The following is a 26,350-nucleotide window of genomic DNA, read 5'->3' as shown; positions in this document are numbered from 1 at the left end:
GTCGCCAGGCTACCGGGAGCGCGGCAGGCAGTCCTTCTTGTACTTGAGGCCCGAACCGCACCAGCAGGCGTCGTTGCGCTCCGGGGGCCAGGGAATCCTCGCGCTGGGCCGCGCCGACACCTCGGCCGCGTAGCCGGCGCGGACCGCCACGTCGGCCGGGTCGCCGCCACGTCGACCGGCGACGGCGTGCAAACCGTCCACGGTCGCCCGGAACACCCCCAACCCGGCCTGGCCGGCGTCCCGCAGCCGAACCAGCTCGGTCTCCAACCGGCCCCGGTGCGCGTCCCAGTCCGGCCCGTACACCTCGGTGAGGGCAGGGTGCTCGGCGAGCAGACGATCGAACTCGGCCCGGGGCCAGAAGAGCAGATCCGACTCGGCGCCCCGACGTTCTGCCGCCCGCCGCACGAGCTGGGTCTCCAGCCGGTCCGCCAGGTCGTCCTGCCGGTCGTGCGGCAGGTTCAGATTCCGGCGTACCCGATGCCGCTGTTGCAACAGGAAGAAGGTCACACCCGGCGCGTCCGGCGGACCGAGATCGACCACCGGGTCGATCGCGGTGCTGGCCGGCCCGGACGCGGCGGTCGCCCGCTCGCTGAGCACTGTGTCGACCGCCTCGCTCAACCACGACTCGGCGATCGCCGAACGCCCACCGGCGTCCAGCGCGGCACTCACGTAGGCGGGGGCGTCCGGCTGCACGAGCAGCAACGGGCGCAGCGCTGTCAACTCCGCCATCGCCTCGTCGTCGCGACCGGCCTGGAACAGGGCGCGGGCCCGCAGCGCGCGGGCGAACCCGGCTCGAGGATCATCCGCCGACGGGTACGCCGCCAGCGCCTGCTCCGCGTACCGCAGCGCGGCCTCGGGCCGCGACCGGATCTCCGCGATCTCGGCGGCCAGCGTCAGCGCGTCGCCGGCGTCGTCCGGATCCTCCAGCCGGCCCTGCTCGGCGGCCTCCGCCAGGTCGGCGGCGACACCGAGCGGATCGGCCGTCCCGAGCGCCGAGCGGCGAAGTTCGGCGAGGTCAGCCTTGGTGAGTACGTCTCTCGTCGGCACGATCTCACGGTACGTCGGGGTGCGTGCGGTATGCGGCCAGATCACCTGTTACGCAGCTCTCACGCCGCCCACCGGGCGGACTACGACCACGCGCCGGCCGCCGCTGCCCGGGCGGCGTAGGTGTCGAAGTCGAGCGGGTCCCGTCCGAGAACCCGACGTACCCCGTCGGTTACCTGACCGACTGGCGCATGACAGTGGCTGCCGACATGCTGGCCGAATCGACAGCGACGGTCGCCGCCGTGGCGCGTCACCTCGGATACGCGGACGCGCTCGGCTTCAGCGCGGCCTTCAAACGCGTGCACGGCATGAGCCCGACCGGGCATCGACGGCTCACCCGGGTCGACGCCACAGCGGCGTGACCGGCAACCGACCGGGCCCAGAGCCGGTCGTCGAGTGGTCGCGTCCCCGGGCCGCCGCCGGCCCGGGTGACGCGTCCGCACTTGACCAGCGCGAGCGTTACTCCACGTCGCCGCCGCGGCCGGCGGACGCGGCCGGGGCGCTGCCCCAGACCGCCTTGGCCCCGGAGTCACCCACCCGGTAGACCTGGACCAGGTTCGCGGCCGCCACGACCACGGCAAGCACCGCGACCACCACCGCGACCCATCCAGGGGTACGGCGGGATCCAGTGGTTTTCCCTGCCGGCTGGGCTGCCCGGCGGTGCAGCCAGAACAGCGCGACGGCGGCGACCAACAGCGGCAGCGCGAACCAGATCAACGTGTCCCCGAGCTGGGCGTGCACGCCAGGGTCGCCGACCCGCCGCTCCAGGCCCTCACCGGTGGAGGAGGCGACCGGCACCGCGACCGTGGCCAGCGCGGTGATCAGCACGACGAGCCCGCCGTAGCGACCCCGCCAGGATGGCCGGATGGCCAGCGCGGCGACGCCGATCGCGGCCAGCGGCAGCAGGACCACCACGGCGTGCACCACGAGTGGGTGCAGTGGAAGTCCGTTAACGGTGTCGGGCATGAGATCTCCTCGGCGCTCGGGATATCACTGCCAGTCACCATATTTCGCGTTTCTTGCGAAATTCTTGCGCGTCCCGTTCAGCACGCGGGTAGCAGCAGCGTGAAAGTGGCACCGCGACCCGGCGCCCCGCCGACCTCGAGCGACCCCCGGTGGGCCTGCGCAACCTGCTGCACCAGCGCCAGGCCCAACCCGAAGCGACGGCCCGTCCCGCCCGTGCCGTGCGCGAAACGGCCGAGGAGACGATCCGCCTCGGCCGGGTCGAGGCCCACCCCGTCGTCGGTGACGTCGGCGGCAATCTGTCCGTCACGGTGTCGCACGGTCACTGTGACGTGCCCGCCAACGGCCACGTGCCCGACGGCGTTGTCCACCAGGGCCGTCACGGCCCGACGCAGGGCAGTGCGACCACCCCGGACCAAGGCCGCCTCGGTGGCCTCGACGCGCAGCTCGACGTCGCGTTCCCGCGCGTACGCCGACATGCTCGCCACCACCTCGCGGGCCACCTCCGCCAGGTCGACCACCGTGTCCGGCGGCGGCTGGTGCTCGGCGGCGGCGGCCACCAGCAGATCCTCGACGACCTCGCCGAGCGCCCGCGTGTCGGCCACCAACTGTTCGAGCTGATCGGTGAGCTGTTCCGGAGGCTGGGTCCGGGCTCGGCGCACGAGCAGTTGCGCGCGGGTGTGCAGCACGGTGAGCGGTGTGCGCAGCTCGTGCGACGCGTCGGCGACGAAGCGACGTTGCAGGGTCAGCGCGGTGGCCAGGGGCGCGACGGCCCGCCGGGCGAGCAGCGCCCCGGCTGCCAGCGCCCCGGCCAGGCCGGCCAACTCGGCCACCAGCAGCGCGACGCCGAGTTGTTCCTGACGCTGGCGCAGCGGCGCGAGGTCCGCGGCGACCGCCCAGCGACTGCCATCCGCCCGGTGGTCGACCTGCACCCGGACTGCATGATCGTCGCCCGCGTCGGTGTCGTACCGCGTCGGCTGCCGCCGCAGCGCGTCCTCCAGGACGCCGACCAACTCCGGTGACGCGCTCCTGGTCACCTCGACCGCGTCGGTTCCGCTGGCACTGCGGGCCAGAAACTGACCGGGCGGCGGGTCGTCCACGTCCTCGGCCATGGTGAGCACCTGACCCAGTTCCGCATCCAGAACGCGGGACTCCTGACGACTGGAGAGGACGAACATCACCGCGCCGACCAGTAACACGACAACGCCGATCGCCGCGGCGGTCTGTGCCACACTGCGCCGTCGGGAGCGGTTCAGCTGAGCCTCGTCCACCCGTCAGCCCGTACCGATCCGGTAGCCGAGACCGTGCACCGTACGAATGACGCCCCGACCCAGCTTCCGGCGCAGGTGATGGACGCAGGCGTCGACGCTGCCCGGCGCGTCGGCGTGGTCGAAAGTGGTACTCAGCAGCTCCGCCCGGGTGAAGACCTTCGTGGGCCGACCGGCGAGGGCACGCAGGACAGCGAACTCGCGGGCGGACAGCGGAATCTCCTCGCCGTCGTCGAGCACCCGCCGGTTACCCACGTCCAACCAGCGTCGTGGCCCGAGCGGCAGTCGACTCGCCGCGTCCTGGTGCCGGCGGCGCAGCGCCCGGAGCCTCGCCAGCAGCTCGGGGACCTCGAAGGGTTTGACGAGGTAATCCTCCGCGCCCGCGTCGAGCCCTTCCACCCGGTCGTCGACGGAGCCCCGAGCGGTGAGGAGCAGCACCGGACAGGTCACCCCGCGCTCCCGCAACCGGGCGACCAGTTGCAGGCCGTCCAACACCGGCAGCCCCCGGTCGATGACCATCAGCTGGTAGTCGCGCGCCAGTGCGTGGTGCAGGCCGCTCTGCCCGTCGCCGGCCACGTCGACGTCGTACCCTTCCTCGGCCAGCAGATCGGCGAGCAGCGCGGTCAGCGCACGGTCGTCCTCGACCAGCAGCAGGCGGGGCCGGGTGCTCTCCACCCGACCAGTATTGCCCTCCCGGCGATCACGCTCCGGCCAGTGCGGTGATGGCGTCGCCCTCCGCGCACGCCCCACGCTCTCCCGACCCGGTCGCTGTTTCGGCCCGGGACGGTCAGAACTCCTCGTACACCGCCGGGTCCTGGTCCGCGAGCCGCCCGTCCGGGCGGCCCAGCGCGGTGATGGCCTCCACCTGCGCGTCGGTGAGCTTGATGTTGAAGACGTCCAGGTTCTCCGCCTGCCGCTGCGGTGAGGCGGCCTTGGGTAGCGGAATCACCTGACGGGCCACGTGCCAGGCGAGGATCGTCTGCGCCGGGCTGACGCCGTGCGCGGTCGCGATCTCCACGACGACGGGGTGCTCCTGCAGGTCGTTGCCACGGCCGAGCGGGCTCCACCCCTGCACCAGGATGCCGTGCTCCCGGTGGTAGTCGATCGCCTCCTGCTGCGGAAAGTACGGGTGCACCTCGATCTGGTTGACCACCGGGGCGACCCCGGTCTCGGCCACCAGCCGCTCGATGTGCTCGGGCAGGAAGTTGGAGAGCCCGATGTGCCGAACGAGCCCACGCTCGCGCGCCTCGATCAGCGCCCGCCACGCCTGCACGTACAGGTCGACCTTCGGGTTCGGCCAGTGGATCAGATACAGGTCGATGTGGTCGAGGCCGGTGCGGAACACACTCTCCTCGATGGTGGTCAGCGCCTCGTCGTAGCGGTGGTGCCGACCCGGCAGCTTCGAGGTGACGACCAGCTCGTTCCGCACGTCACCGGCCGAACGGGCGGCCCGGCCGACCGCGCCCTCGTTCTCGTAGTTCACCGCCGAGTCGAGCAACCGGTAACCCGTCCGGATCGCGTGCCCGATCGCGTCGACACCCGCCGAGCCGTTGAGCCGGTACGTACCGAGGCCGATCGCCGGCAGGGTCGTGCCGTCGGCTGCCGTCAGCTGGGGAATCGCCATGATTGGGACCCTACCCGGACGACGTTGGTGGGGTGCTGCGTCAGCTACGACCACGAGATAGGCGGTGGGCCGAAGGCGCGACGACCGGCCCGCACGGCCATAGCGGCGAGGGCAGCGTTGGCGCCACCACCAATCACAGCGCCGATACCGAACGGCGCCGCTCGACCGAGAACGATGATCCCCTGCTTGGTCCCGTACTTCGTGATGAAGTGCCTCCCCAAGACCTTGTTGATCTGGCGCAGCGTCTCGGCTGGGACCTTGGCGACAACCTGACGTCCCCAGTGTTGCCCCGTACGCTCGGCGACCTTGGTGATGGTGGCGGAGCCCGACCCGCCGAGCATGATTCCCATCACGATCGTCCGGCGGCGCTCAATCTCGTCGATGGGGACTCCGTGGACCTCGGCGATCGAGAGCGCGAAGAGGGCGCTCAGCTCAAGAGATGAGAGGACCTCGCCGGCCGACAGTGCCAGTGCGAGACCCGTGCCGACGCCGGGCGCTGCTGCAGCTCCTCCCACCGCAGCACCCGTCCCGGCCAGGGCGCTGACGTACATCCGCTCCAGATTGCGGATCACCTCTGCCGGCGTCGCCTCTGGGTTCCGCTGGCGGGCCCGGGCGATGTTCTTGCGCACCAGTGCGCTCTGGACGTCGATTGCCTTATCCAGGAGGTCGAGGACCCGCTGCCCACGTACGGCTGCTTCCGGAACCGACACGTCCGGCGAATCGTCGTGGTTCGGTACGGAGGGCTCGTCCTCGGGTCCCTCGGTCTCAACGGCCATCTCACAACCTTCATGATCGAGAACGGAAACATCACACTAGGTGTCACGGTGGTCACCCCGACTCGGCCGCAGCGGCACCTCGTCACGCTGAGTGTCCACACACGATCGGCCGAACAGGCTGAGCGCGTCTGGCGGGCGGGGCGGAGCGTCACGGTGATGGGAACCTATCGGTTCGCGGTGCGGGCGGTCGGCTGAAGTCGTTCGAGCAGGGCGCTCACCTCGGTGTGCAGGCGACGCAGCTCCGTCGCCGTCGGAGCCAGCTCGTAGCAGTGGTGGTGCGTGGCGGCGGAGAGCGTCCCCCAGGCGAACGCCACCCGACGGGCGGTTTCGCTGCCTGGACCGAGCCGTCCGCGCAGCATCAGCTGCTTCGCGCGGCCCTGCCGGCACGCAGCCACGGTCGGCTTCACCCGCCGCCAGTAGGCGTCGATGCCGCCTTCGAGGGCGAGCCGGATCAGGCAGGCGCAGGCCCGCGGCCACCAACCGGCGGACACCGCCGCGGCACCGAGCACACCGGACCCGCGCAGCAGCTGATCGGCCGCCGCCAGGCAGCGCTGTGGCGTCGGCGCGGTCACGACAGCGCCGCCGCGAGGAGGCGGGCGTCCGCGACCAGTCCCGGCAAATCCGTCAGGTACGCACCGTGCACGCCTTCCCGACACGCCTGGTACGCGTTGACGGCCCGTCGTCCGTGCCGACGGCCAAGCCAGTCGAGCACGTCACCACCCTTCTCGGCGTCGTCGAACACCGCCAGGGCGACGATGGTGGCGACCCGTCGGGACGCGTCCTCAATGGCCACCTCGATGTCCGCGTGCGGGACACCGCGCGCTACCCGGGACCGCCACACCGCCCGGTGGCAGGCAGCCTCGACCGCAGAGCGGCACAGCTCCGCGACCACCGGCCCGCGTACCTCGGCGGGGATCTCCTCGTTGCGCGCCAGCGCGTACGCGTCGTCCAGGTAGCGGGTCACCGGGTCGGAGCCGGGCCGCAGCGTCACCACCGACTTCTCCGCGCGGGTCACCTCGATGATCCGTGCCTTGCCGAGATCGAGTCGGCGGACCGCGTCCGGCAGCCGGGTGTCATGGGTGAAGACGACCACCTGTCGCTGCTCGGCCAGCTCGGCGAGGACCCGGGCGAGGCCGTCCACCTTCGACGGGTCCATGCTCTGCACCGGGTCGTCGACCACGATGAACCGGAACGGGCTCTCCGGGGCACAGCTGCGGGGAAGGAACGTGGCCAGCCCGAGCGCCTGCATCTCACCCTGACTCATCACACCCAGAGCGGTGCCGTTGTCGGCGCCGTCCACGCTGACCGGGAAGACCACCCGCCGCCGGGTGTTCAACCCCTCCAGCGTCATCGCACCCAACTCGACGTTGCTCTCCTGCCGCAGCTGCGCCCAAATTCGCTGCGAGTGCCCGGCGAACGGCGCGACCCGCTCGCTGCGAATCTGCGCACCGGCGTCCTTCAGCCAGGCGCGCGCGGCCTTCAACCGGGTCAGGGTCGCCTCCCGCGCCGGCAGCCCGTCGGCGGCGGCCACCCACTCGCGCACGTCGGCCGCCGCCGCCCGCCAGCCGGTGTCGCGCTGCCGCAGAAACCCCTCGGCGTACGCGCGGGCCGCGTCCGCCGCCGCCACCACCGCCGGGTACCGCGCGGCCAGGTGGTCGGCCAGCTCGGCCGGCTCCCCGGGTACGCGCCGGAGCGTGGCAACGGCGTCACGCAGCGCCCCGACCGTCGGCTCCGACCCGGGGCCCTCGGGCACCGCGAGGTCGTCGATCAGGTGGTGCGTCTGCCGCAGCAGGGCCGTCAACCGGGTCGTCGCCGTCTGGGCGGCGACGCTGCGCTGCCGAAGGTCGGTCAGCGACTGTGCGGCGGCGGCCCGCCACCCACCGTCCAGGGTGCCGGTGGCGCAGACCGGGCACAACCCGTCGCCCTCGTCCTGGTGTTGTTCGAGGGCGAGACGGAGCAGTTCGGCGCTGCGCAGCGCGGCCCGGGACCGGCCACCGTCGTACCGCTGGGCCTCGGCCGCCGCCTCCCGCAGCTGACCGGCCAGCCGGGTCACCTCGTCAACCGGCGGCAGGGCGAGGGCGGCGAGCTCCCGGCAGAGCAACACCTCCCGGTCGGTGGTCGCCTCGTCCGGCTCGTCGAGGATCGCCGTCACCCCCGCGAGGTCGACCGCGCCCCGGCCCCGCAGCAGCGCGGCGGTCCGCCGGGCCCGATCGTCGGCGATCCCGTCGAGCGTGTCGACCAGGGTGGCGCGCTGTGCGCGTACCCCCTTGATGGTGGTGTCGTGCGGCCGGGTCGCGCGCAGCAGACGCTGGTCGGCGTCGGTGAGCGCGTCCAGCCCGAGGATCGCGAAGAGCGCGTCGAAGAGCTGGCTCTGCGTGCCAGCGGCGAGCTTGCCCAGCTCGGCCGCGGTGAGGAACGGCCGGTACAGCTCCAGTGGACGGGCCAGACCCAGCTCGGAGAGGTCCGCATGGCGGCCCCGCGCGCTGGTGACGGTCACCTCGGCGTCGGCCAGTTCGGCCCCGACCGGCCAGGCCCGGTGCACCCGGGTCGGCGTGGCCACCCCGTCGACGCGCAGCTCCACACCCACCCAGCACGGGTCCGGGCTGTGCAGGTTGCGCCACCCGGTACGCCAGACGCTGGTCTTGTCGGCCCACCGGGCGCTGTCCCCGGTGAGGGCGAGTTCGGCGGCCTCGGCGAAGCTGGACTTGCCGGAGCCGTTGCGACCGACGACCAGCGTGAAACCCGGCCCGGGGCCGATCTGGATGGTCCGTTCCGGGCCGACGCCGCGGAACCCGGCGACGGTCACCGACTTCAACCAGATCCGTTCCGCCGGACCGTCGTCGGTGGGGGAGCGGGGGTCGAGCCGGGTGGGAGTGCCGGCGAGCGCTGCGGTCAGGTCCTCCTCGCTGGTGAGGGCGGCGAGGACGAGTTCGGCGGTCTCGGTCGGTACGTCGTCAGCGGCGGCCAGTCGGTCGAAGATCAGCTCGACCAGCGGGGCGGTGGGCTGCGAGGGCTGGGTCATTGTCGTCTCCAGGCGTGTGGTGTCCGCGGGCCGACGGCTCGTCGGCCCGCCCGGGTGAGCGGTGGAAGGGGGGAGGCCGTTGTCGGCCCGGCTGGGGCGAGCAGCGGAGTCGGGAGGCGGTGGTGGTCGTCGAACGCTGTGGAGCTGATGTCGCAAACGAATCAGTCGTTCAACGTCGTGCCGCTCCGGGCACCCCGGCGAGTGGTCAGAGCGTGGCGTTCGCGTGCCAGTCGCGCAGGAACGCGTCGACCAGGGCGTACGCGCGAGGACGCAGGTCGAAGGACTCCTCCCGCCGGCGGCGGGCCATGTGCGACAGGCCGTCGGCGGCCTCGTTGAGGGCGTGGCCGCTGTGCCCCTTGACGTGCGCGAACGTCAGGTCGGGGCGGTGAGCCACCTGCTCGGCGAGCCGGACCAGGGTCGGCTGGTCCGACCAACGGCGCTGCCGCAGGCTGTAGCCGGCGGGCATCGCCTCGTTCTCGCCGGCCTGCCAGCGGTGCAGGTAGCGCAGGGCGGCGAGGCTGTCCAGCAGCACCGTCATGCCGACCGGCACGTCGTCGTACCCGGTCAGCAGGTAGTCGACCGCGCGCAGCTCGTTGATCAGCACCCGGGAGGCGCCGGTCGGGTCGAGCCGGCCGGTGCCCCGGCCGAGCAGGCCGTAGTGGCCGTCGCTGACGACGTACCCGATGCCGCCGACGCGGCCCTTCCAGCTGGCGTCGGTCGCGGCGACCAACTGCGCGGACGTCGTCGCCCAGCGGACCACCCGGCCGCGACCGCGCTGCTGGTCGTCGCCGGCCCGGCGGTGGATGCCGTGGTCGGCGGCCAGCCGCTCGGCGGTGTCGAGCAGCTCACCGGCGGAGGTCAGCTCGTCGTAGTGGGCGGCGGTGAGCGCCAGGCGGACGGCGTCGCCGATGCGCTGGCAGTCGCCGCAGCGGGTGCGGCGCGTGAAGGCGCGCAGGGTGAGAGCGCGGTCATGCAGGGGAGGGGGGAGCAGGGCCAGGGTGCGGAGGAACTCATCGGGACGCACGACGCCTCCTGACGTCTAATGAGGGAGGAAGGGCTTGTTGCGCGCTACAGAGCTGATGGCGTAGACGAATCAGGCGGGCGCGATGGTCCAGTTGCCGTCCGCCGTCACCTGCACGAGCGCGGGCGCCGTCAGCGGACGGACTCCCGAGTAACCACCGATCTCGTTGACCAGCAGGCCACCCTCGCCGGTTTCCAGGGAGTAGGCGTGCACCACGAAGTTGGAGCTGCCACGGGAGTGGGTGATCTTCACCGCGGTGGCCTCTCCGCCGAGCACGATGACGTTGTCGCCCTTTCCCGACGCCTTTCCCGAGAGGGCCTTGGTGGCCATCTGGTCGACCGACCCGATGGTCAGGGTCCAACTGCCCGTCGCCTCGACCTCGAACTGAGTGGTGAGCGCGCCGTCCTCAAGGTTGATCCAGCGCTTGCCGCTGTACGAGCCGATCTCGTTGACCAGCAGGCCGTCGGGCCCGTCGCTGCGCAGGACAGTGTTGCTGCTGCATCGACAGGTGAACTTCACGACGGCCAGATCGGTCAGCTCGGGAATCCGCACCACGTCATCACCCCGCCCCTTGATCACCTTGGGCTTGGGCGCCGGCGGGGTCGTGGTCGGAGCCGCCGTCGTCGGCTGGGCGCTGGTGGGAGCGGCCGTCGTCGGGGCCGCGGTGGTCGGCGATGCCGTCGTGGCAGCGGGGGTGGGGCTGCTGGAGTCCTGGCCGCTCGCGCTGGTCGAGGACTTCCCGTCGTTGCTGCTCACCGCCCCGATGACCGCACCGCCGCAGCAGACGGCGATGACCAGGGCGATACCACCCACCGCCCACGCCCGGACGTGGGACCTCTTGCCAGGCGTGGCCGGCACAGGGGCGCCGAGCAGCATGCCACCCGCAGGGGTGGTGGACGTCGGGTCGGCAGTGGGCAGGACCGGAGGCTGCGACGGGTCAGCGGGCTTGCCGGCCGGCATCGGGGTGGTCGGGTCGGTCACGGCAGGACTCCTCTGTGAACAGGTGGCGGTGTGAACAGCCGGGGATGCCGGGGCGGGCGGATCGGTGCCCGCCCCGGTGCGGGAGGGAAGGTCAGCTCAGGGCGACGTCGACGCCGCCGGAGAACATCGAGTCGTGCAGCTCGAGCTTGGTGAGCTTGACGTTCTTCGGGATGTCGAAGACGACGACGCCGGTGACCTGGTTGCCGGGGTTGATGTCGTTGAGGAACGTCTCGGCGTTCTTGTTCGCGTAGATCGCCGCGCCGGTATCGGCGGAGTACTCGGTGCCGTCGGCCGCGTACGCCTTCTGGCTGCTGCCGTCGAACATCTGCGCCTCCTTGCCGATGTTCTTCACGTTGACCGTGACCAGGCAGAACTGGCCCTGCGCCTTCTGGCCGAGCGGCTCGCTACCGACCTTGGCCACGCCGCACTTGGCGGACTTCACCGTGAACTCGAACTTCCCGTCCCGGGCCGCCTCGCCGACCTTGGCGGTCTTCGCCGCCTTGTCCTCGGCCTTGGCGCCGGCCTTGTCACTGCTGGAGTCGCTCGCCTTGTCGGCGGCTCCCGAGCCGCAGCCCAGGGCGATGAGGCCGGTGGCGAGCAGAGCGAGAGTGGTGGTCTTGCGCATCGTTGTCCTCCTGATGTGAACGTTGCGGGGTCAATAAGAGCATCGTCCGACAACACTGTCAACAGACATTCTCGTGCTTGACAGATGTGCGAGACTTTCGGCGTGCAGGAGAACCCGACCATCACGGCAGCGGAGATCGCCCGGCTCGCCGGTGTCGGTCGCGCTGCGGTCAGCAACTGGCGTAAACGGCATCCCGACTTCCCCGCACCGGTGGGCGGGACGACGGCGAGCCCCGAGTTCGACCTGATCCAGGTCGAGCAGTGGTTACGCACCCAGGGCAAGCTCCCCGAGCTCGCCACCGCCGACCGGCTCTGGCGACACCTCGCCGCGGCCAGCGACTCCCCGGCCGCCGGCCTCGCCGCCGTCGGCGCCCTCCTCCTGGCCCGCCAGCGCGGCTCCCGCAGCGGCAGCGTCGACGCGCAACTCGCGCCGCTGCTGCCCGACGTCGACGCCCTCGCCGACGAGTTGGGCCCGCAGGGCGCGTTCGACGAGCTGTGGCAGCGGTTCTCCGCACCGGGGCCCGGCCGCCCCTTCGCCACCCCCGACGACCTAGCCGACCTGATGATCGGGCTAGCCGACGTCGGCGGCGGCTCAGTGCTCGACCCAGCCGCCGGCTCCGGCGCCATCCTGCGAGCCGCCGTCCGCGCCGGCAGCACCTCCGTCTACGGGCAGGAACTCGACGGCGACCTGGCTCGGCTCGCCGGCCTGTGGCTGGCCCTGCACGACGTACCCGGGGAGGTCAGCACCGGTGACTCGCTGCGCGCCGACGCCTTCGCCGGCCGCGCCGTCGACGCCGTCGTCTGCCACCCACCCTTCGGCGCGACAAACTGGGGCGACGAGGAACTTGGCCACGACCCGCGCTGGATCGTCGGCACCACACCCCGTACCGAACCCGAGCTGGCCTGGGTGCAACACGCCCTCGCCCACCTGCGGGTCGGCGGGCACGCCGTCCTGCTGATGCCACCCACGGTCGCCAGCCGCCGCGCCGGCAAACGCATCCGCGGCGAGCTGCTACGCCGAGGTCACCTACGTGCCGTCATCGCACTTCCGCCGGGCGTGGCCGCTCCACACGGCGTACCCCTGCACCTGTGGGTGCTGCGACGCGCCGCGACTGACGCGCCGCCACCGGCGCGGGCGCTGCTGATCGACGCCGCAGGCGGCGACCTGGCCGACACCGCGCCGCGCGTGCTGGCCGCGTGGCGGGCCTTCACCGCCGCCCCGGACGGCGACGTCGAGGAGGCCGGGTTCGCCCGCGCGGTCCCGGTCATCGAGCTGCTCGACGAGGAGGTCGACCTCACTCCCGCGCGCCGGCAACCCGCCGTCGTGGGCGAGGCTTCCGGAGAGCATCTGGTACGCACCAGAGAACGACTGGCCGCCATCGTCGGCGAGCTGCCGGCGCTGCTGCCGCAGGTCACGCCGGCGCCCGACGGGCCGGAGGGCCTTTTCCTCACGGTCGGGGAGCTGGCGAAGACCGGGGCGCTCCAACTGATCGGCCCGGTTCGCGCCGGCACGTCCACACCCGCACCGGACGGGCCACCAGTGCTCACCGTTCAGGACGTGCTCGCCGGGGTGGAGGCGTCCGGGCGGGTCGACGACCGGTTCGGGCAGGAGATCCCACTGGCGGTGGGGGACGTGGTGGTGCCGATGATCGCGCGGCAGCTCACTGCCCGGGTGGTCACCGCCAAAGGAGCGCTGTTGGGGCGCAACCTGTACCTGCTGCGTCCCAATCCGGCGGCGTTGGATCCGTGGTTTCTGGCCGGTCAGCTGCGGACGTCGGCGAACGAGAAGCAGTCGTCGAGTCTCTCGGGGACAATGCGGTTCGACATCCGGCGGGCGCAGGTGCGGCGACTCTCGTTGGAGGATCAGCGGGCGCACGGGGACGCGTTCCGGCGCCTCGACGCCTTCGAGTCAGCGATGCGCCAGGCCGCGTCGCTCGGAGCGGAGCTGGCCCAACTCACCGCCGACGGCCTGGCTCGGGGAACGATCCGACCGGACGCCGCGCGGTGACCTCAGACCTCGACGATCGGCCAGTCGTCGCCGAGTACCTTGCGCACCTGATCGGCCCGAGACGTGATGAGGCCGGCAGCGCTGCTGATCGCGAGGAACGCCGCGTGGCCGGCACCGAGGCGGCCGGTCTGCCGGGCCATGCCCCCGATCACCGGGCAGTCGTCGGCCCGGTCGACGTGCAGGGCCGGCGTGACGACCTGGACGGCCGGGTTGCGACGCAGCATCGCCAGGTACTCGTGCTCGGTGTGGTCGAGCAGGCTGTACGCCTCGAGCAGGCAGACCAGCGGCACGGCAACAGTCGCATCGGCGTCGGCCGCTGCCACCATGGCCTCACCGACGGCCTCGACGCCCTGGGCGTACGCCATCAGGGCACCGGTATCGAGCACGTAGACCGGTGCGTTCACGCCGCACTCGGCCGGTCGAAGTCGGCGCGGACCTCGTCGACCGGACGCTCCAACAGCTCCGCCACCCGGGCGATCGCCGCCTCGCGCATCTCCGGTGTCACCTGGCGAGAGGCGAGGCGCCGCGCCGCGCCTTGCGGGTCGTACGGGAACTCGCCGTGCCCGGCCGCCCGCAGAGCGGCCCGCATGTCGTCGGATTTCCGACGCCGTCGCAGCGCTTCGGTGACATACGCGGAGACCTGGCGGGCCGGGAGCGCATCCAGCTGCTCGGCCACGTCATCAGGGACGGAGATCGTCACACGCCGACTCATACTCGCGAGCCTAGCGAAGTATGAATCCTCCGTCAGCGACGACCCGCTGACACTCGGTTGATCATCTCCACCGAGTGGGGGACCCCGACAACGCCGGCCAGCAGCAATACTCCTGACGTAAGGCAATCGAAAGGAACCTGGTGAGCACCAAGCACCAAGAGCTCGCAAAATTCATCTGGTCGGTCGCCGACCTGCTCCGCGGCGACTACAAGCAGTCCGAGTACGGCCGGGTGGTCCTTCCCCTGACCGTCCTGCGTCGGCTGGACTGCGTGTTGGAGCCGACGAAAGACGCGGTGCTGGCCCGGCATGCGCAGCTCAAGGACATGGGCGTGCAGAACATGGACCCGGTGCTGCGCAAGACCGCTGGACTGTCGTTCTACAACACCAGCGAGATGTCCTTCCGCAAGCTGCTCGGCGACCATGACAACGTGGCGCTGAACCTGCGCGCCTACATCGGCGGCTTCTCGCCAGGCGCGGTCGACGTGCTGGAGAAGTACGGCTTCGACACCCAGATCAGCCGCCTCGCCGAGGCCGGCCTGCTCTATCAGGTGGTCGCGAAGTTCGCCGACATCGACCTGCACCCGAACGTGGTCTCCAACCACCAGATGGGCTACGTCTTCGAGGAGCTGATTCGCCGCTTCTCCGAAATCAGCAACGAGACCGCGGGTGAGCACTTCACCCCGCGCGAGGTCATCAAGCTGATGGTGAACCTGTTGCTCGCTCCCGACGAGGACGACCTGGTCACCCCAGGCATTGTCCGCAAGGTCTATGACCCGGCCTGCGGCACCGGCGGCATGCTCAGCGAGGCCCAGGACCACATCCAGGCGCACAACCCGCACGCCACCGTCGAGGTGTACGGGCAGGAACTCAACGGCGAGACCTACGCGATCTGCCGCTCCGACATGATGCTGAAGGGCGGCGATCCGACGAAGATCGCCTTCGGCAACTCGTTCAGCCAGGACGGCCACGAGGGTGAGCGCTTCGACTACATGCTCGCCAACCCGCCGTTCGGCGTGGAGTGGAAGAAGGTCGAGAAGTTCATCAAGGATGAGGCAGCCCGCGGCCACGCCGGTCGGTTTGGTGCCGGCCTGCCCCGGATCAACGACGGCTCGCTGCTCTTCCTTCAGCACATGATCTCGAAGATGAAGCGCCCCGAGAACGGCGGAAGCCGGCTGGCGATCGTCTTCAACGGCTCGCCGCTCTTCACCGGCGGCGCCGGGTCGGGGGAATCAGAGATCCGCCGGTGGATCCTGGAGAACGACCTCCTGGAGGGCATCGTCGCGCTGCCCGACCAGCTCTTCTACAACACCGGCATCTCCACCTACTTCTGGATCCTAACCAACCGGAAGGAACCGGCACGCCGGCGCAAGGTCGTGCTGCTCGACGGCCGCGACTACTGGACCAAGATGCGCAAGAGCCTCGGCGACAAGCGCAAGATGCTCACCGACGAGCACATCGCCGAGCTGACTAAGACGTACGCGAAGGCGCTCTCCATCGCGGACGATCCGGAGCACCCGCAGCACGGCAAGGTGAAGGTCTTTAAGACCACCGACTTCGGCTATCAGCGAATCACGGTCGAGCGGCCGTTGCGGCTGCGCTTCGAGGTCACGGAGGAGACGGTCGCGCTGCTGTCGGAGGCGCGGGCGGTGCTCAAGTACGCGGAGCGGGAGTCGCTGCTGGCGGCGGCGAAGTCGCTGATTGGTACGTCATCTGCGACTCGGACTGAGTTCGCGATGAAGCTGAACGGGCTGGGCAAGTTGCCGACGGCGGTGGAGAAGGCGGTGTGGGAGGCGTTCTCGGTCAGCGATCCGGAGGGGGAGGCGCAGACCGACCGCAAGGGCGAGCCGCTGCCGGACCCCGACCTGCGCGCGAACGAAAGTGTGCCTCTCGACGAGGACGTCCAGGAGTACCTCAAGCGCGAGGTGTTCCCGCACGTCCCCAACGCTTGGTTGGACGAATCCAAGACCAAGCTAGGATATGAAATTCCACTCACCCGTCACTTCTATGTCTACCAGCCACCGCGGCCCGTGGCCGAGATCAATGCTGAGTTGAAGGCGCTTGAGGCAGAAATTCAGACCCTGCTCGGCCAGGTGACCGCGTAATGAAAGGGTGGCATCCAGTTCCTTTGTGGACGTTGGTGTCCGAAGTGCGCTCTGTAGTGGATCCAGCCTGCCTCGGGCCTGAGGTTTTCCATTACAGCATCCCGGTGCTCGAAGTGAGCGGCGACGGGCAGGTCGAGGACGCTGCAGAAATTCGTTCGGCGAAACTTTGCCTTCGGGGTGGCGAGGTCCTGATTAGTAAACTCAACCCGCGAAAGAGCCGCGTTGTTATCGCCCGAGCCTCGGCCGGCCCGGTTGTCGCATCAACCGAGTTCGTAGCACTACGCCCGCAGACCGTCGACTCTCGGTTCTTGTTTTACCTCCTGTCTTCTGAAACAACCCGTCAATCACTAGACGCTCAAGTGCAGTCCGTTACCAGGAGTCACCAGCGAGTGAGTCCGGAGGACATCTTGCGATTGGACGTCTCGGCGCCAGAGCTTGAGGAGCAGCGGCGAATTGTCGAATTCCTCGACGTCGAGCTTGGTCGGCTGAATAAAATTGAGGACCTGAGGGCGGCTCAGCTAAAGGCACTCGCCGAGCATGTTCAAGCGCTGATCTCCGAGGCTGTGACCCCGGGCATTCTGAACGAAGCTTCTCGGGACGCTCGGCTTCCGTGGCTGCCAGTACTTGCCAGGGACATTCCTCTCGTCCGGCTCGGCTATGTAAGTCGACTTCAGGGCGGGCTCACTGTCGACGGAGCCCGCAGGAGAACCGACGACGACGTCACCAGACCCTACCTTCGGGTGGCAAATGTTCAAGCAGGCTACGTTAGCCTTAGCTCGGTCGCCGATATCACAGTGCCTCGTGCGCTGGCCGCTCGAAGCACCTTGCGGCCCGGGGATGTCTTGATGACCGAGGGCGGAGATCTTGACAAGCTTGGGCGAGGAACAGTCTGGCGTGGCGAGTTGACCGACTGCCTCCACCAGAACCACGTTTTTGCGATTCGCGTTGACAAGGCCAGCCTCAATCCAGATTATCTTGCTCTAGTTACTCGCTCTGTCCATGGCCGATGCTATTTCGAAAGCACCGGAGTTAAAACGACCAACCTTGCGTCGACTAACAGCAGTAAGATTCTAGGATTTCCTGTCCCTCTGCCCTCCGTCAATCGTCAGCATGAGATCGTCGCGGATCTCGAAAAGCACCTTGAGACGGTCGACCGAGTGCGCGTGGCCATTGAGAGTCAGTTGGCCCGTCTTCAAGAGCGGCGACAGGCGCTTATCACGGCTGCGATGACCGGCCGGATCGAGGTCGCGACGGCGCGGGAGGTGGAAGTGTGACGATGGTCCATCAAGAACAGTCGTTCGAGGCGGCGATTGAGGCGGCCCTGCTGGGCTCTGGATGGCTGGGCGGGACGCCCAGCAATTACGGCCAGCAACTTGGGCTCGATACTGCCGAGCTGTTCGCGTTCATCGGTGCTACCCAGCCGGGTGAGTGGGCAAAGCTGCTGGCGTACCATGGAAACAACCCCGACGAGGCGCAGCGCCACTTCGCCCAATACCTCGCCAAGCAGATCGACGAGCGCGGCCCCCTGGACGTCCTCCGCCGTGGCGTCAAGGACAAGGGCGTCCTGATCCGTCTCGCCTACTTCAAGCCCGCCCACGCCATCACCGACGACGCGCTCAAGCTCTACCGCGCCAACCGGCTGACCGTCACCCGCCAGCTCGCCTACTCGACGAGCAATAACAACACCCTCGACCTGGTCCTCTTCGTCAACGGCATCCCCCTCGCCACTGCCGAGCTGAAGAACCCGCTGACCGGCCAGACCGTCGAGGACGCCAAGAAGCAGTACCGCGAGACCCGGGACCCGAAGGAACTGCTGTTCGCGAGGCGTACCCTCGTGCACTTCGCCGTCGATCCCGACCTCGTCTTCGTGACGACGAAGCTGGCCGGCGACAAGACCCGGTTCCTGCCCTTCAACACCGGCTCCGAGGGCCCTGGCGTCTCCGGCGGGGCCGGCAACCCGCCGGCGGGTGCATCCGGTTACCGCAGCGCCTACCTCTGGGAGCAGATCTGGCACCCGGACACGTGGATGGACCTGGTCCGGCGGTTCCTGCACACCGAGAAGGAGTCTCGGAGCCTGATCTTCCCGCGCTACCACCAGTGGCACGCGGTCACACGGCTCGCCGACCACGCCGCCCGTAACGGCTCCGGACACAACTACCTGGTCATGCACTCGGCCGGCTCGGGGAAGTCGAACACCATCGCCTGGCTGGCACACCGGCTCTCCAGCCTGCACACCGCCCCCGCGCTAGATGACGACGCCCGGGCCAAGGGGCTGCGCCCGAACGAGCCGGTCTTCGACAAGGTCATCATCATCACTGACCGGGTGGTGCTGGACCGGCAGTTGCAGGACACCGTCTTCCAGTTTGAGCACGTGCCCGGGGTGGTGCAGCGGATCGACAAGGACTCCGCACAACTCGCCGCCGCCCTCCAAGGCGAGACGGCCAAAGTCGTCATCACCACCATGCAGAAGTTCCCCTACATCCTCAATCAGGTGCAGGGGCTCCGCGGGAAGCGGTTCGCGGTCATCGTTGACGAGGCGCACTCGTCGCAGTCGGGCGACTCGGCCGCCGCTTTGAAGAAGGTGCTGTTGAAGCTCGGCAGCGACGACGTGGACGAGTCGGGCGACCTGCTCACCGCGTCGGCGCTGGCCCGCGGGCGGCACGAGACGCTGTCGTACTTCGCGTTCACCGCCACGCCGAAGCCGAAGACCCTCGAACTGTTCGGCACGCCGCACCCGGTCACCGGTAACCCGCAGCCGTTCCACACGTACTCGATGCGGCAGGCCATCGACGAGGGCTTCATCCTCGACGTGCTGCGCAACTACCTGACCTACAAGTCGTACTGGAAGCTGGCCAACGCCAACCCCGACGACCCGGAGGTCGACCCGAAGAAGGCCGGCGCCCAGCTCGCCCGCTTCGCCAGCCTGCACCCCACCATGCAGGCGCAGAAGGCCGAGATCATCGTCGAGCACTTCCGCAAGCACACCGCGCCGCGCCTGGGCAACCGCGCGAAGGCCATGGTGGTCACCGGCTCCCGCGAGGCCGCCGTCCGCCTACACACCGCCATCAAGAAGTACGTGGAGATGCAGGGCTACGTCGGCTGCGACTCCCTGGTCGCCTTCTCTGGCGACCTGGAGGTCGATGGCGTCGAGCACACCGAAGCGCGGAGCAACGGGTTCAGCGAGGGCGAGCTGCCCGAGCGGTTCGCCTACACCGCCGCCGACGACAAGCACGCCGGCACGCCGAAGGCCAAGCAGGACACCGAGTACAAGATCCTGGTCGTGGCCGAGAAGTACCAGACCGGCTTCGATCAGCCGCTGCTCACCACGATGTACGTCGACAAGCTGCTCAAGAACGTCGCCGCCGTGCAGACCCTCTCCCGGCTCAACCGCACCCACCCGCTCAAGGCACAGGGTGACGTCTTCGTCCTCGACTTCGTCAACGAAGCCGGCGACATCGCCGAGCACTTCAAGCCGTACTTCGAGACCGCCGCCACCAGCCCCACCGACCCGAACCTGCTCTACACCGCCCAGAACGCGGTGACGGCGTACCCGGTCCTGGTCAACTCGGAGATGCAGGCGTACGCCGAAGCCCTGCTGACCGCCGAGCAGAAGGCAACCAGCGACACCGCACTTCAGCGGGCACACGGCGCCCTCTACCGCTTCACGGAGCCGGCCGTGCAGCGCTTCAACGCCCTGGCCGCCGACGACGCCGAGGCCGCGGACACCTTCCGGTCCGCGCTGCGCGACTACACCCGCATGTACGCGTTCCTCAGCCAGGTCGTGCCCTACCACGACGAAGACCTGGAACGGCTCTACCTGTACGGGCGGGCGCTGCTCAACCGGCTGCCCCGGCCCCGTGACGCGTCCGTCGACATCGGTGAGGTGCAGCTGACCCACCTGCGGGTCAGCAAGACCGGCGAGCACGACGCGTCGCTGTCGCCGGAGGGCGAGCAGATGCTTCCCGGTTTCCTTGGCGGCGGTGCGGGCCGACAGCACGACCTGGAGAAGGTCGTGTTGTCCGAGCTGATCGACGCGTTCAACGACAGGTTCGGCATCGGGCTCGGCGAGGCCGACAAGGTCTGGGTCGAGCAGCAGATCGTCGCCCTTGCCGAGGACGGCACCCTCGAAGCCGCCGCGATGGTCAACGACGAGAGCAACTTCGGCGTCGTCTGCGACAAGCGGATCGAGGACGTGATCCTGTCCCGCCACGACGACAACGGGAAGCTCATGCAGCGCTACCTGGACGACGAGAGCCTGCGGTCGCAACTGAACCAGTTCGCCCGCAGGCAGGCGTACCAGATGATCCGCCGTCGCAAGGGCATCGCCTGAGCGCTCAGGCTCGACGCCTATCGCGAACTGAATGCCTTGTACGGTGGCAAGCACTAACAGCACCGACAGCTGCAATTGACCGCGACGCACAGTGGGGGCTTGATGCGGGCGCAGGAGCGCGTCGCCGATCGGTACGAGCTGACGTACCCGCTCGGCCATGGCGGCATGGGGGAGGTGTGGGGCGGCTTCGACGAGAAGCTCGACCGGCCCGTCGCCATCAAGTTCCTCCGCAAGCTCACCATCCCAGAGAACGAGCGGGACAACGCGGTCGAACGGTTCATGCGGGAGGCCCGGGTCACCGCTCGGCTGGACCATCCGGGTGTGCCGAGCGTCCACGATGTCGGCCACCACGGTGACGACGTCTACATCGTCATGCAGCTTGTACCGGGCTTGCTCCTTTCTGACCTGATCGCCGAGCGTGGCCGGCTCGCCGTGCCGTGGGCAGCCGCCATCGGCGCGCAGATCTGCTCGGTGCTCGCCGTTGCGCACGCCGCCTCCCTGGTGCACCGGGACCTGAAGCCGCAGAACCTGATGGTCACCCCGACCGGATCGGTCAAGGTCCTTGACTTCGGGGTGGCAGCGCTGCTCGGCCCGGATGTGCCCCGGCTGACCGCCACCAGCCACACCCTCGGCACGCCTACCTACATGGCCCCGGAGCAGGCGCTCAACAGCGCGGTCGGGCCGCGGGCCGACCTCTACGCGCTGGGCTGCGTGCTGTTCGAGCTGCTGACCGGCGAGCCGCCGTACCGCGCGGACAGCGCCCTCGGCCTGCTGCACCGCCACATGAACGACCCCATCCCGTCGGTCACGGAACATCGCGCCGGTGTGCCCGACGTGCTTGTGCGGCTCGTCGCCCACTTGCTCGCCAAGGACCCGCAGGACCGGCCCGGGTCCGCCGCCGAGGTGTACGAGCTCCTGGCGCCGCTCGGAGTGGTCGAGCCCGGCGTGGCCGACGACTTGGCGGTGATGGTCGCCGACGGACAGTCTGTCGATCCGACCATGCCACACCGTTACCCGTTCGGTCCGCTACCGCCCCGCGCACCGCTGGCGCCGACCAGGGTGGACATCGTCCGGCCGCGCTCGGCGCCGGAGGTCGTCGAGCCGCTGTCCCTCGACGAACTGACCGAGGTCGAAGAGCGCGCCTGGGAGCTCGCCGAGGAGGAGCGGTTCACCCAGGCTGCTCAACTGCTCGAAACGGCACTGCGTCCGTTCAGGAAGGGACGCGGCGCTAAGCAGCCGAGCATCCTGGAGCTGCGACTCAAACTGGCCAACCTGTACGTCCTGGCCGGGGCATTCCGGCAGGCGTTGCCGGAGTTCCAGCGGCTTATCCCCGACCTGTCCGAGCGGCCGGTCCCGGATCAGGAGTTGATCTGGCAGTGCCGGCAGCAGGCGGCGGTCTGCCAGGCGGAGCTAGGCGAGGCGACGTCGGCGTTGGCCGAGTTGCGCTCACTGCTCGCGGAGGAGCAGCAGGTGATGCCGGTGGGCTCGCCGGAGCTGTTCCCCTTGCGGCAACAGATCGCCATGCTTGCCGCCGGCGTTGGCGAAGTGACTGCCGCCCGCCGCCAGCTCGCAGATCTGCATAGAAGCGTCACCGAGCTGTACGGACCGCAGTCGCCCGCAGCGAGGGAGATCGAGATGTTGCTAATACATCTCGATCGACTGGGCGAGAGCGTGACCGGCGAGGCAGATGCATGACGAGAGGTACGGTGAGCATGTTCGATCTGGAAGATGCGCTCAAGCAGTGTGTCGAACGGATGGCGCGTTTCCGCCGTCAGCACCAGCGCATCGGTGAGCAGAACACGAAGGCCGGGCTCATCGAGCCGGTCATCGGGGCCCTCGGGTGGGACCTGTTTGACCCGGACGAGGTCCACCGTGAGTATCGCCGACGTGGCAGGGACAATCCTGTCGACTACGCTCTCCTTCTTCTGCGAACACCACGGCTGTTCATCGAGGCAAAAGGCCTCGGGGAGAACCTGGACGATCCGCGGTGGGCCAACCAGACCATCAGCTATGCCGCGGTGGCGGGGGTCGAATGGGTAGCGTTGACCGACGGCGCAGAATGGCGAATCTACAACGCCCACGCGCCCGTGCCCATCGAGCACAAATTGTTCCGCGCCGTCCGCCTAGAGGAGGACCTCGACGACGCGGTGGAGATGTTGTCGTTGCTGAGCAAGGACAATATGCGGGACAACCGCATTGAAGAGCTTTGGAAGGGCTACTTCGTCGATCGCCAAGTTCACGGGGAGCTGCTCGAACTCTTCGGTGACGGGGAGCCGGCGGCGGATCTGGTGGCGATGCTTGACCGTCGCCTGTCCAGACTGAGCCGGGACGAGGTCCGGTCCAGTCTCATCAGGGTCCGTGCCACGTTCGACTTCCCGTCGTCGGCAGCACCCACCAGCGTGACGTCTGTCAGCCCCGTCTCAATTGTGGAGCACGTCGAGCCGGTACACGCGGTGCACGTAGCCGCCACTCCCACGGTGCCTCAGCAGTTGCCGCCGGTCGGTCCCGGCAGAAGGCGTGTGCCCAAGCGGCCCGTGTCGGACGCCGAACGAGCGCTGAAGGTGATCGACCTGATCAGGGCCGGCCGGTTGCGCCCGGGCAGCCGGCTTTACGGCAAGTACCTCGGCAAGCAGTATGTCGCCGAGCTGCTCGCCGACGGCAGCATCCGCTATGGCGGACGGACTCTCGGATCCCCGAGCGCGGCTGGTGAGGCGGTGAAGACCGAGGTGTACGGCACGTCAATCACCGCCGCTCGGCGAGCCACCGACGGACTAGATTTCTGGTCGGCGGAGGACGCCCGAACCGGCGACGTTGTGTCGCTCAAGGAGATCCGGCGGCGGGTCGCAATCGGGGGGTGAAGAGTGAGACATTCACTGACCCTCCCGCAGATTCTTGCCGTCCTGGACGAACCGCAGTCAGTCACCGACCTGCAGCGGTACTTCGGGGTCGCGGGCGGGTCGGCGTTCACGGGCGGGCAGTTCGAGCGGCTCGGAGGCGGCGGCGATCGGCTGGAGACCTGCAACATCATCACGGCGGAGGATTTGATCGCGGTCGAGTTGCTCAGCGTCCGGGTGCCACCACGTACCGCTCTCAACCTGTTGCAGGGCCCGCTGGGAAAGGCCGTGACGGCCGAGCTACGCGAGATACCGACAGATGTTCCGTTGGGCCACCCCACGGCCACGCCCTTCATTGACAGAGGAGGACGAGCCGACCTGGCTTGGCGCTTGCTCCGCAATGCCGACGGGATCGGCTGGGTTGTGGCAGGGAAGGTGCTTGCACGCAAGCGGCCTCAGCTCGTACCGGTCTACGACGAGGTCGTCGCCTGTGCCTTCCGGACAGGCAAAAGGTTCTGGTGCTGGCTGAACGGTCGATTACATGATCAAGATGGGTTGCTAGCCCAGCGCCTGGCCAACGTCCGGAGTCAGTCCAGCCTGCCGAGCACTATCAGTATCATCAGGGTGCTGGATGTCGTCATGTGGATGCGTCATCGCGACGAACACACGGGCTACAGGTGCCGCGGCATTCGGCTTCCCGGCAGCGACCGTTAGTGGCTTACGCGGCCGCGTGTGTGACATTAGTCGTCGGTCTCCTGTGGAACGGGGATCGTGACTGACGATAGACCTTGGACCGCCAAAGGGTAATAGCTGTCGAAGAGATCGAAGACCTGGTTCGCCTGTTCGAACGTGAGATCGTTCGCTTCCGATCCTGCCGGCCAGTCATGTGATGAGATGTGATACTCCGAGTCGGTCGCCATCGCGTTGTCTTCTCCTATCCACAGCCCCACGCTGGTGCTCCTTCCTGTGATACGTGTCAGATGATCGGAAGGATCAACTGAGAGACGCTCGTGCAGGTGCTTCTCGGTGCAGGTCCGTCGCGTCCAGTGCTGCTGAGGTGGCGCTGAGTGTAGCAGGGGGTGTCACCTCAGTGGAGGTTCTCCTTTGCGCTCCCGAAGTTGTCGGCCCTGCCGGAGAGATGCATGAACTCCCAGGTGCGCGCAAGATACGCGTACCCGATCGCGGCCGCGTTCAGAGTCGCCAGGAGCGTCAGCGCGCTCCAAGCCATGGACTTGATTCCCAAGATTTGCATGTCCGCCACGTTCTCCCAGCGGAAGTAGGGAAGGTCGGCCTTGTAGATCATGAATAGGCCGCTCGCGGCGATGGAGCAGAGAACCGTGGTGACCAGGGAGATCCTGGCCGCAAGCGTCCCCTCAAGAAGACGTCGGGGTTGGCCGTCGAAGCCCAGCCAAGCGGCGGCCACGGCGGGAAACACCAAGAGGAAAGCGGGAACGTCCGTGCCCGGGTCGGCCTTTCGCGAGGCCACGAAGCCGATCAGCCAGATCAGCAACGCGGCGGCGGATGCCGTTATGACGGCCCGGAACACAGAGCCGGGTGGAACTTCGTAGAAACGGAAACGCACGTTCGGGATGCCATGCTCCTTCTTGAGTTCCTCCATTGGCTCGGGGAAGAATCGAGTGTAGAAGTGCGCGTAGCGCTGGCCTGCACGGCGCCGGAAGCGGTAGTACGGGGGCGGCGTGGTCGTGTCGACGGTGGAGCCGCCGGTAGTCGATGAATTGAAGCGCCGCTTCTTGGCGTCCTCCCGGCGTATCTCCTTACGGCGGTTCCAGTGAGCGTCGAGATAGTCGATTAGCTCTTCCGATTCTTGAACGCCGACGAAAACTCCATCCTGTGCGTCGATCAAGAGGTGATAGCTCTGCGTCGTCCACGCGTTGTCCAGGGTTATGGAAAAGTCTACCGGGCGAGAGCCGAGCACGAGTCGGGCCCTGGCCTTCAGCCAGTTCAAGACTCCCTTCTTGAATGGTGCGAGTTCGAGGGCCGGAGTCATCATCCGCTCATAGGACACGACGAATCGACCGTCCGGCGGACAGGGAACCGCCGCGACGACCGCATAGTTCGAGGTGAGCTTCTTGACGAGTTGTTGGGCGAGCCGGAGCGCGGCCGGGTTGACCACATCTGGACCGTCTGCCGAGTTCGCCGCCCGGTCGAGCTCATCGCTGGCGGAATCGTCGTCATCCCGGTCGATAATCCCGGCTCGGCGCATCACCGCTCGGAGTGCAACCTGCTCTGCGTCGAAGGCCTTGCTGTGGGTGCTCTTAGAAATGTCGGTGCCGTATGCGATGTCAAGTAGAGTCCTGAGGACCTGGGCCACGAGTTGAAGGTACTGTCGGTACGAAAGGACCGGCAGGGCGCTCCCGTCGGCTGCAAGAACGTGAAGGTTGTCCACCATCTCGCCCTTACGGGGTACCAGGACGGGAAACAGGATTACGGGCTGGTCGTGGAGGCCAGAGCGGTCCGCTACGGCGTTCGATGAAGCACTGCCTTCCGCCAAGGTTCCTTCTGTCCCGGCCTGCCGCTGCGGTGGAACCGGCGACTGGTGGGGGACGCTATTGGCTCTCGGGTGCAGGATTTGCCGCACCACGCGAGGATCAAGCTGCGCGTCGATTGTGACCCGCTGTGTCAGCGTTCGCTGGCTCGGCTCATAACGCTCGGTAATTCTTTGTCGTACGGTGGAGGGAAATATGATCGCAGAAGTGAATGCCCGGGCGCGCGCCGAATCCGCCTCGTTCAAGCGACTGAGCGCTGTGGTCTGGCCCGCGCTGCGCTGAAGGACATTCACCTGGTTGTCCGGCAGGCGCCAAACCTTAGTCGGTCGGTGCGAGCGTGTCTGGGGGCGGTAGTAGCGACGTCGGGTGTGCCAGGCCAGCAGAAGCACAAAGACCATACCGGCGAGCGCTCGGGTGGTCCATCTGACGACTCCGTCCCATGCTGGCGGTGGGCCGGCGATGACGAAGACGAACAAGAGTGCTAGTGCCATGCAGATCAGGAAGGTGGACTGAGGTGAGGGCAGGGAGCCCGAG

General features: G+C 68.5%; 23 protein-coding genes. 8 read left to right on the top strand and 15 right to left on the bottom strand.

The window, feature by feature from the left end; genetic code table 11:
• Positions 1 to 9: 9 nt before the first annotated feature.
• Positions 10 to 1,047 carry an SEC-C metal-binding domain-containing protein gene (locus ABZU52_RS06580; RefSeq protein WP_354970070.1) on the bottom strand — a complete coding sequence of 346 codons (1,038 nt, stop codon included), beginning with the start codon at positions 1,045 to 1,047 and terminating at the stop codon, positions 10 to 12.
• 23 nt (positions 1,048 to 1,070) lie between these two features.
• Between ABZU52_RS06580 and ABZU52_RS06575 the strand changes: the two genes are divergently transcribed.
• Complete coding sequence (locus ABZU52_RS06575) at positions 1,071 to 1,406, top strand: AraC family transcriptional regulator (protein WP_354970069.1); 336 nt, start codon at positions 1,071 to 1,073, stop codon at positions 1,404 to 1,406.
• Between the two features lie 97 nt (positions 1,407 to 1,503).
• Here the strand turns inward: ABZU52_RS06575 and ABZU52_RS06570 are convergent, their stop codons facing one another.
• The 10 genes from ABZU52_RS06570 to ABZU52_RS06525 form a co-directional block, all read right to left on the bottom strand.
• A complete protein-coding gene (locus ABZU52_RS06570) occupies positions 1,504 to 2,010 on the bottom strand; it encodes a DUF2231 domain-containing protein (protein ID WP_354970068.1) in 507 nt (168 codons plus the stop codon).
• A 77-nt stretch (positions 2,011 to 2,087) separates the two neighbouring features.
• Positions 2,088 to 3,278 (bottom strand): HAMP domain-containing sensor histidine kinase, encoded by a 1,191-nt coding sequence (locus ABZU52_RS06565; protein WP_354970067.1) that lies wholly within the window; start codon positions 3,276 to 3,278, stop codon positions 2,088 to 2,090.
• Positions 3,279 to 3,281: 3 nt separating this feature from the next.
• Positions 3,282 to 3,950 carry a response regulator transcription factor gene (locus ABZU52_RS06560; RefSeq protein ID WP_354970066.1) on the bottom strand — a complete coding sequence of 223 codons (669 nt, stop codon included), beginning with the start codon at positions 3,948 to 3,950 and terminating at the stop codon, positions 3,282 to 3,284.
• 112 nt (positions 3,951 to 4,062) lie between these two features.
• Positions 4,063 to 4,899, bottom strand: a complete 837-nt coding sequence (locus ABZU52_RS06555) for an aldo/keto reductase (protein WP_354970065.1) — start codon at positions 4,897 to 4,899, stop codon at positions 4,063 to 4,065.
• Between the two features lie 44 nt (positions 4,900 to 4,943).
• Positions 4,944 to 5,675 carry a hypothetical protein gene (locus tag ABZU52_RS06550; RefSeq protein WP_354970064.1) on the bottom strand — a complete coding sequence of 244 codons (732 nt, stop codon included), beginning with the start codon at positions 5,673 to 5,675 and terminating at the stop codon, positions 4,944 to 4,946.
• Between the two features lie 164 nt (positions 5,676 to 5,839).
• The gene (locus ABZU52_RS06545) at positions 5,840 to 6,247 is read right to left on the bottom strand and encodes a hypothetical protein (protein ID WP_354970063.1); all 408 of its coding nucleotides are present in this window, start codon (positions 6,245 to 6,247) and stop codon (positions 5,840 to 5,842) included.
• Positions 6,244 to 8,697, bottom strand: coding sequence for an AAA family ATPase (locus ABZU52_RS06540; protein WP_354970062.1), 2,454 nt, complete (start codon positions 8,695 to 8,697; stop codon positions 6,244 to 6,246). The genes ABZU52_RS06545 and ABZU52_RS06540 overlap by 4 nt, the downstream gene beginning before the upstream one ends.
• A gap of 205 nt (positions 8,698 to 8,902) precedes the next feature.
• On the bottom strand, positions 8,903 to 9,721 hold the full coding sequence (locus tag ABZU52_RS06535) for an RNase H family protein (protein WP_354970061.1): 819 nt from the start codon (positions 9,719 to 9,721) through the stop codon (positions 8,903 to 8,905).
• 69 nt (positions 9,722 to 9,790) lie between these two features.
• Positions 9,791 to 10,699, bottom strand: a complete 909-nt coding sequence (locus ABZU52_RS06530; protein WP_354970060.1) for a hypothetical protein — start codon at positions 10,697 to 10,699, stop codon at positions 9,791 to 9,793.
• 91 nt (positions 10,700 to 10,790) lie between these two features.
• The gene (locus tag ABZU52_RS06525) at positions 10,791 to 11,324 is read right to left on the bottom strand and encodes a DUF4352 domain-containing protein (protein ID WP_354970059.1); all 534 of its coding nucleotides are present in this window, start codon (positions 11,322 to 11,324) and stop codon (positions 10,791 to 10,793) included.
• Between the two features lie 102 nt (positions 11,325 to 11,426).
• On the opposite strand from ABZU52_RS06525, the gene ABZU52_RS06520 reads away from it, so the two are divergent.
• Positions 11,427 to 13,331: an N-6 DNA methylase gene (locus ABZU52_RS06520; protein ID WP_354970058.1), complete on the top strand. Its 1,905-nt coding sequence runs from the start codon at positions 11,427 to 11,429 to the stop codon at positions 13,329 to 13,331.
• A gap of 2 nt (positions 13,332 to 13,333) precedes the next feature.
• On the opposite strand, the gene ABZU52_RS06515 is transcribed toward ABZU52_RS06520, so the two are convergent.
• Complete coding sequence (locus tag ABZU52_RS06515; RefSeq protein ID WP_354970057.1) at positions 13,334 to 13,735, bottom strand: hypothetical protein; 402 nt, start codon at positions 13,733 to 13,735, stop codon at positions 13,334 to 13,336.
• Positions 13,732 to 14,043 (bottom strand): hypothetical protein, encoded by a 312-nt coding sequence (locus ABZU52_RS06510; protein ID WP_354970056.1) that lies wholly within the window; start codon positions 14,041 to 14,043, stop codon positions 13,732 to 13,734. The genes ABZU52_RS06515 and ABZU52_RS06510 overlap by 4 nt, the downstream gene beginning before the upstream one ends.
• Before the next feature lie 140 nt (positions 14,044 to 14,183).
• On the opposite strand from ABZU52_RS06510, the gene ABZU52_RS06505 reads away from it, so the two are divergent.
• The 6 genes from ABZU52_RS06505 to ABZU52_RS06480 all read left to right on the top strand — a co-directional run bounded on the left by ABZU52_RS06505 (position 14,184) and on the right by ABZU52_RS06480 (position 24,023).
• Entirely contained in the window at positions 14,184 to 16,145 is a 1,962-nt protein-coding gene (locus tag ABZU52_RS06505) for a class I SAM-dependent DNA methyltransferase (RefSeq protein ID WP_354970055.1), read from the top strand.
• Positions 16,146 to 16,249: 104 nt separating this feature from the next.
• Complete coding sequence (locus tag ABZU52_RS06500; RefSeq protein WP_354970054.1) at positions 16,250 to 17,419, top strand: restriction endonuclease subunit S; 1,170 nt, start codon at positions 16,250 to 16,252, stop codon at positions 17,417 to 17,419.
• A gap of 2 nt (positions 17,420 to 17,421) precedes the next feature.
• A complete protein-coding gene (locus tag ABZU52_RS06495; protein WP_354970053.1) occupies positions 17,422 to 20,475 on the top strand; it encodes a type I restriction endonuclease in 3,054 nt (1,017 codons plus the stop codon).
• A gap of 102 nt (positions 20,476 to 20,577) precedes the next feature.
• Positions 20,578 to 22,170 (top strand): serine/threonine-protein kinase, encoded by a 1,593-nt coding sequence (locus tag ABZU52_RS06490; RefSeq protein WP_354970052.1) that lies wholly within the window; start codon positions 20,578 to 20,580, stop codon positions 22,168 to 22,170.
• Between the two features lie 17 nt (positions 22,171 to 22,187).
• Positions 22,188 to 23,333: a hypothetical protein gene (locus ABZU52_RS06485; RefSeq protein WP_354970107.1), complete on the top strand. Its 1,146-nt coding sequence runs from the start codon at positions 22,188 to 22,190 to the stop codon at positions 23,331 to 23,333.
• A gap of 3 nt (positions 23,334 to 23,336) precedes the next feature.
• Complete coding sequence (locus ABZU52_RS06480) at positions 23,337 to 24,023, top strand: DUF6308 family protein (RefSeq protein ID WP_354970051.1); 687 nt, start codon at positions 23,337 to 23,339, stop codon at positions 24,021 to 24,023.
• A gap of 26 nt (positions 24,024 to 24,049) precedes the next feature.
• Here the strand turns inward: ABZU52_RS06480 and ABZU52_RS06475 are convergent, their stop codons facing one another.
• Positions 24,050 to 24,259: a hypothetical protein gene (locus tag ABZU52_RS06475; RefSeq protein WP_354970050.1), complete on the bottom strand. Its 210-nt coding sequence runs from the start codon at positions 24,257 to 24,259 to the stop codon at positions 24,050 to 24,052.
• A 137-nt stretch (positions 24,260 to 24,396) separates the two neighbouring features.
• Complete coding sequence (locus ABZU52_RS06470; protein WP_354970049.1) at positions 24,397 to 25,821, bottom strand: hypothetical protein; 1,425 nt, start codon at positions 25,819 to 25,821, stop codon at positions 24,397 to 24,399.
• Positions 25,822 to 26,350 lie beyond the last annotated feature (529 nt).

The organism is Micromonospora sp. NPDC005220, assembly GCF_040607895.1.
Lineage (GTDB): Bacteria > Actinomycetota > Actinomycetes > Mycobacteriales > Micromonosporaceae > Micromonospora.
This window is presented reverse-complemented; position numbering and strand designations above follow the sequence as displayed.

Excerpts from the sequence above, each read along its gene's own strand:
- ABZU52_RS06570 (WP_354970068.1), bottom strand. The coding sequence starts at position 2,010 with ATGCCCGACACCGTTAACGGACTTCCACTGCACCCACTCGTGGTGCAC.
- ABZU52_RS06555 (WP_354970065.1), bottom strand. The coding sequence starts at position 4,899 with ATGGCGATTCCCCAGCTGACGGCAGCCGACGGCACGACCCTGCCGGCG.
- ABZU52_RS06550 (WP_354970064.1), bottom strand. The coding sequence starts at position 5,675 with ATGGCCGTTGAGACCGAGGGACCCGAGGACGAGCCCTCCGTACCGAAC.
- ABZU52_RS06540 (WP_354970062.1), bottom strand. The coding sequence starts at position 8,697 with ATGACCCAGCCCTCGCAGCCCACCGCCCCGCTGGTCGAGCTGATCTTC.
- ABZU52_RS06525 (WP_354970059.1), bottom strand. The coding sequence starts at position 11,324 with ATGCGCAAGACCACCACTCTCGCTCTGCTCGCCACCGGCCTCATCGCC.
- ABZU52_RS06510 (WP_354970056.1), bottom strand. The coding sequence starts at position 14,043 with ATGAGTCGGCGTGTGACGATCTCCGTCCCTGATGACGTGGCCGAGCAG.
- ABZU52_RS06495 (WP_354970053.1), top strand. The coding sequence starts at position 17,422 with ATGGTCCATCAAGAACAGTCGTTCGAGGCGGCGATTGAGGCGGCCCTG.
- ABZU52_RS06490 (WP_354970052.1), top strand. The coding sequence starts at position 20,578 with ATGCGGGCGCAGGAGCGCGTCGCCGATCGGTACGAGCTGACGTACCCG.
- ABZU52_RS06485 (WP_354970107.1), top strand. The coding sequence starts at position 22,188 with ATGTTCGATCTGGAAGATGCGCTCAAGCAGTGTGTCGAACGGATGGCG.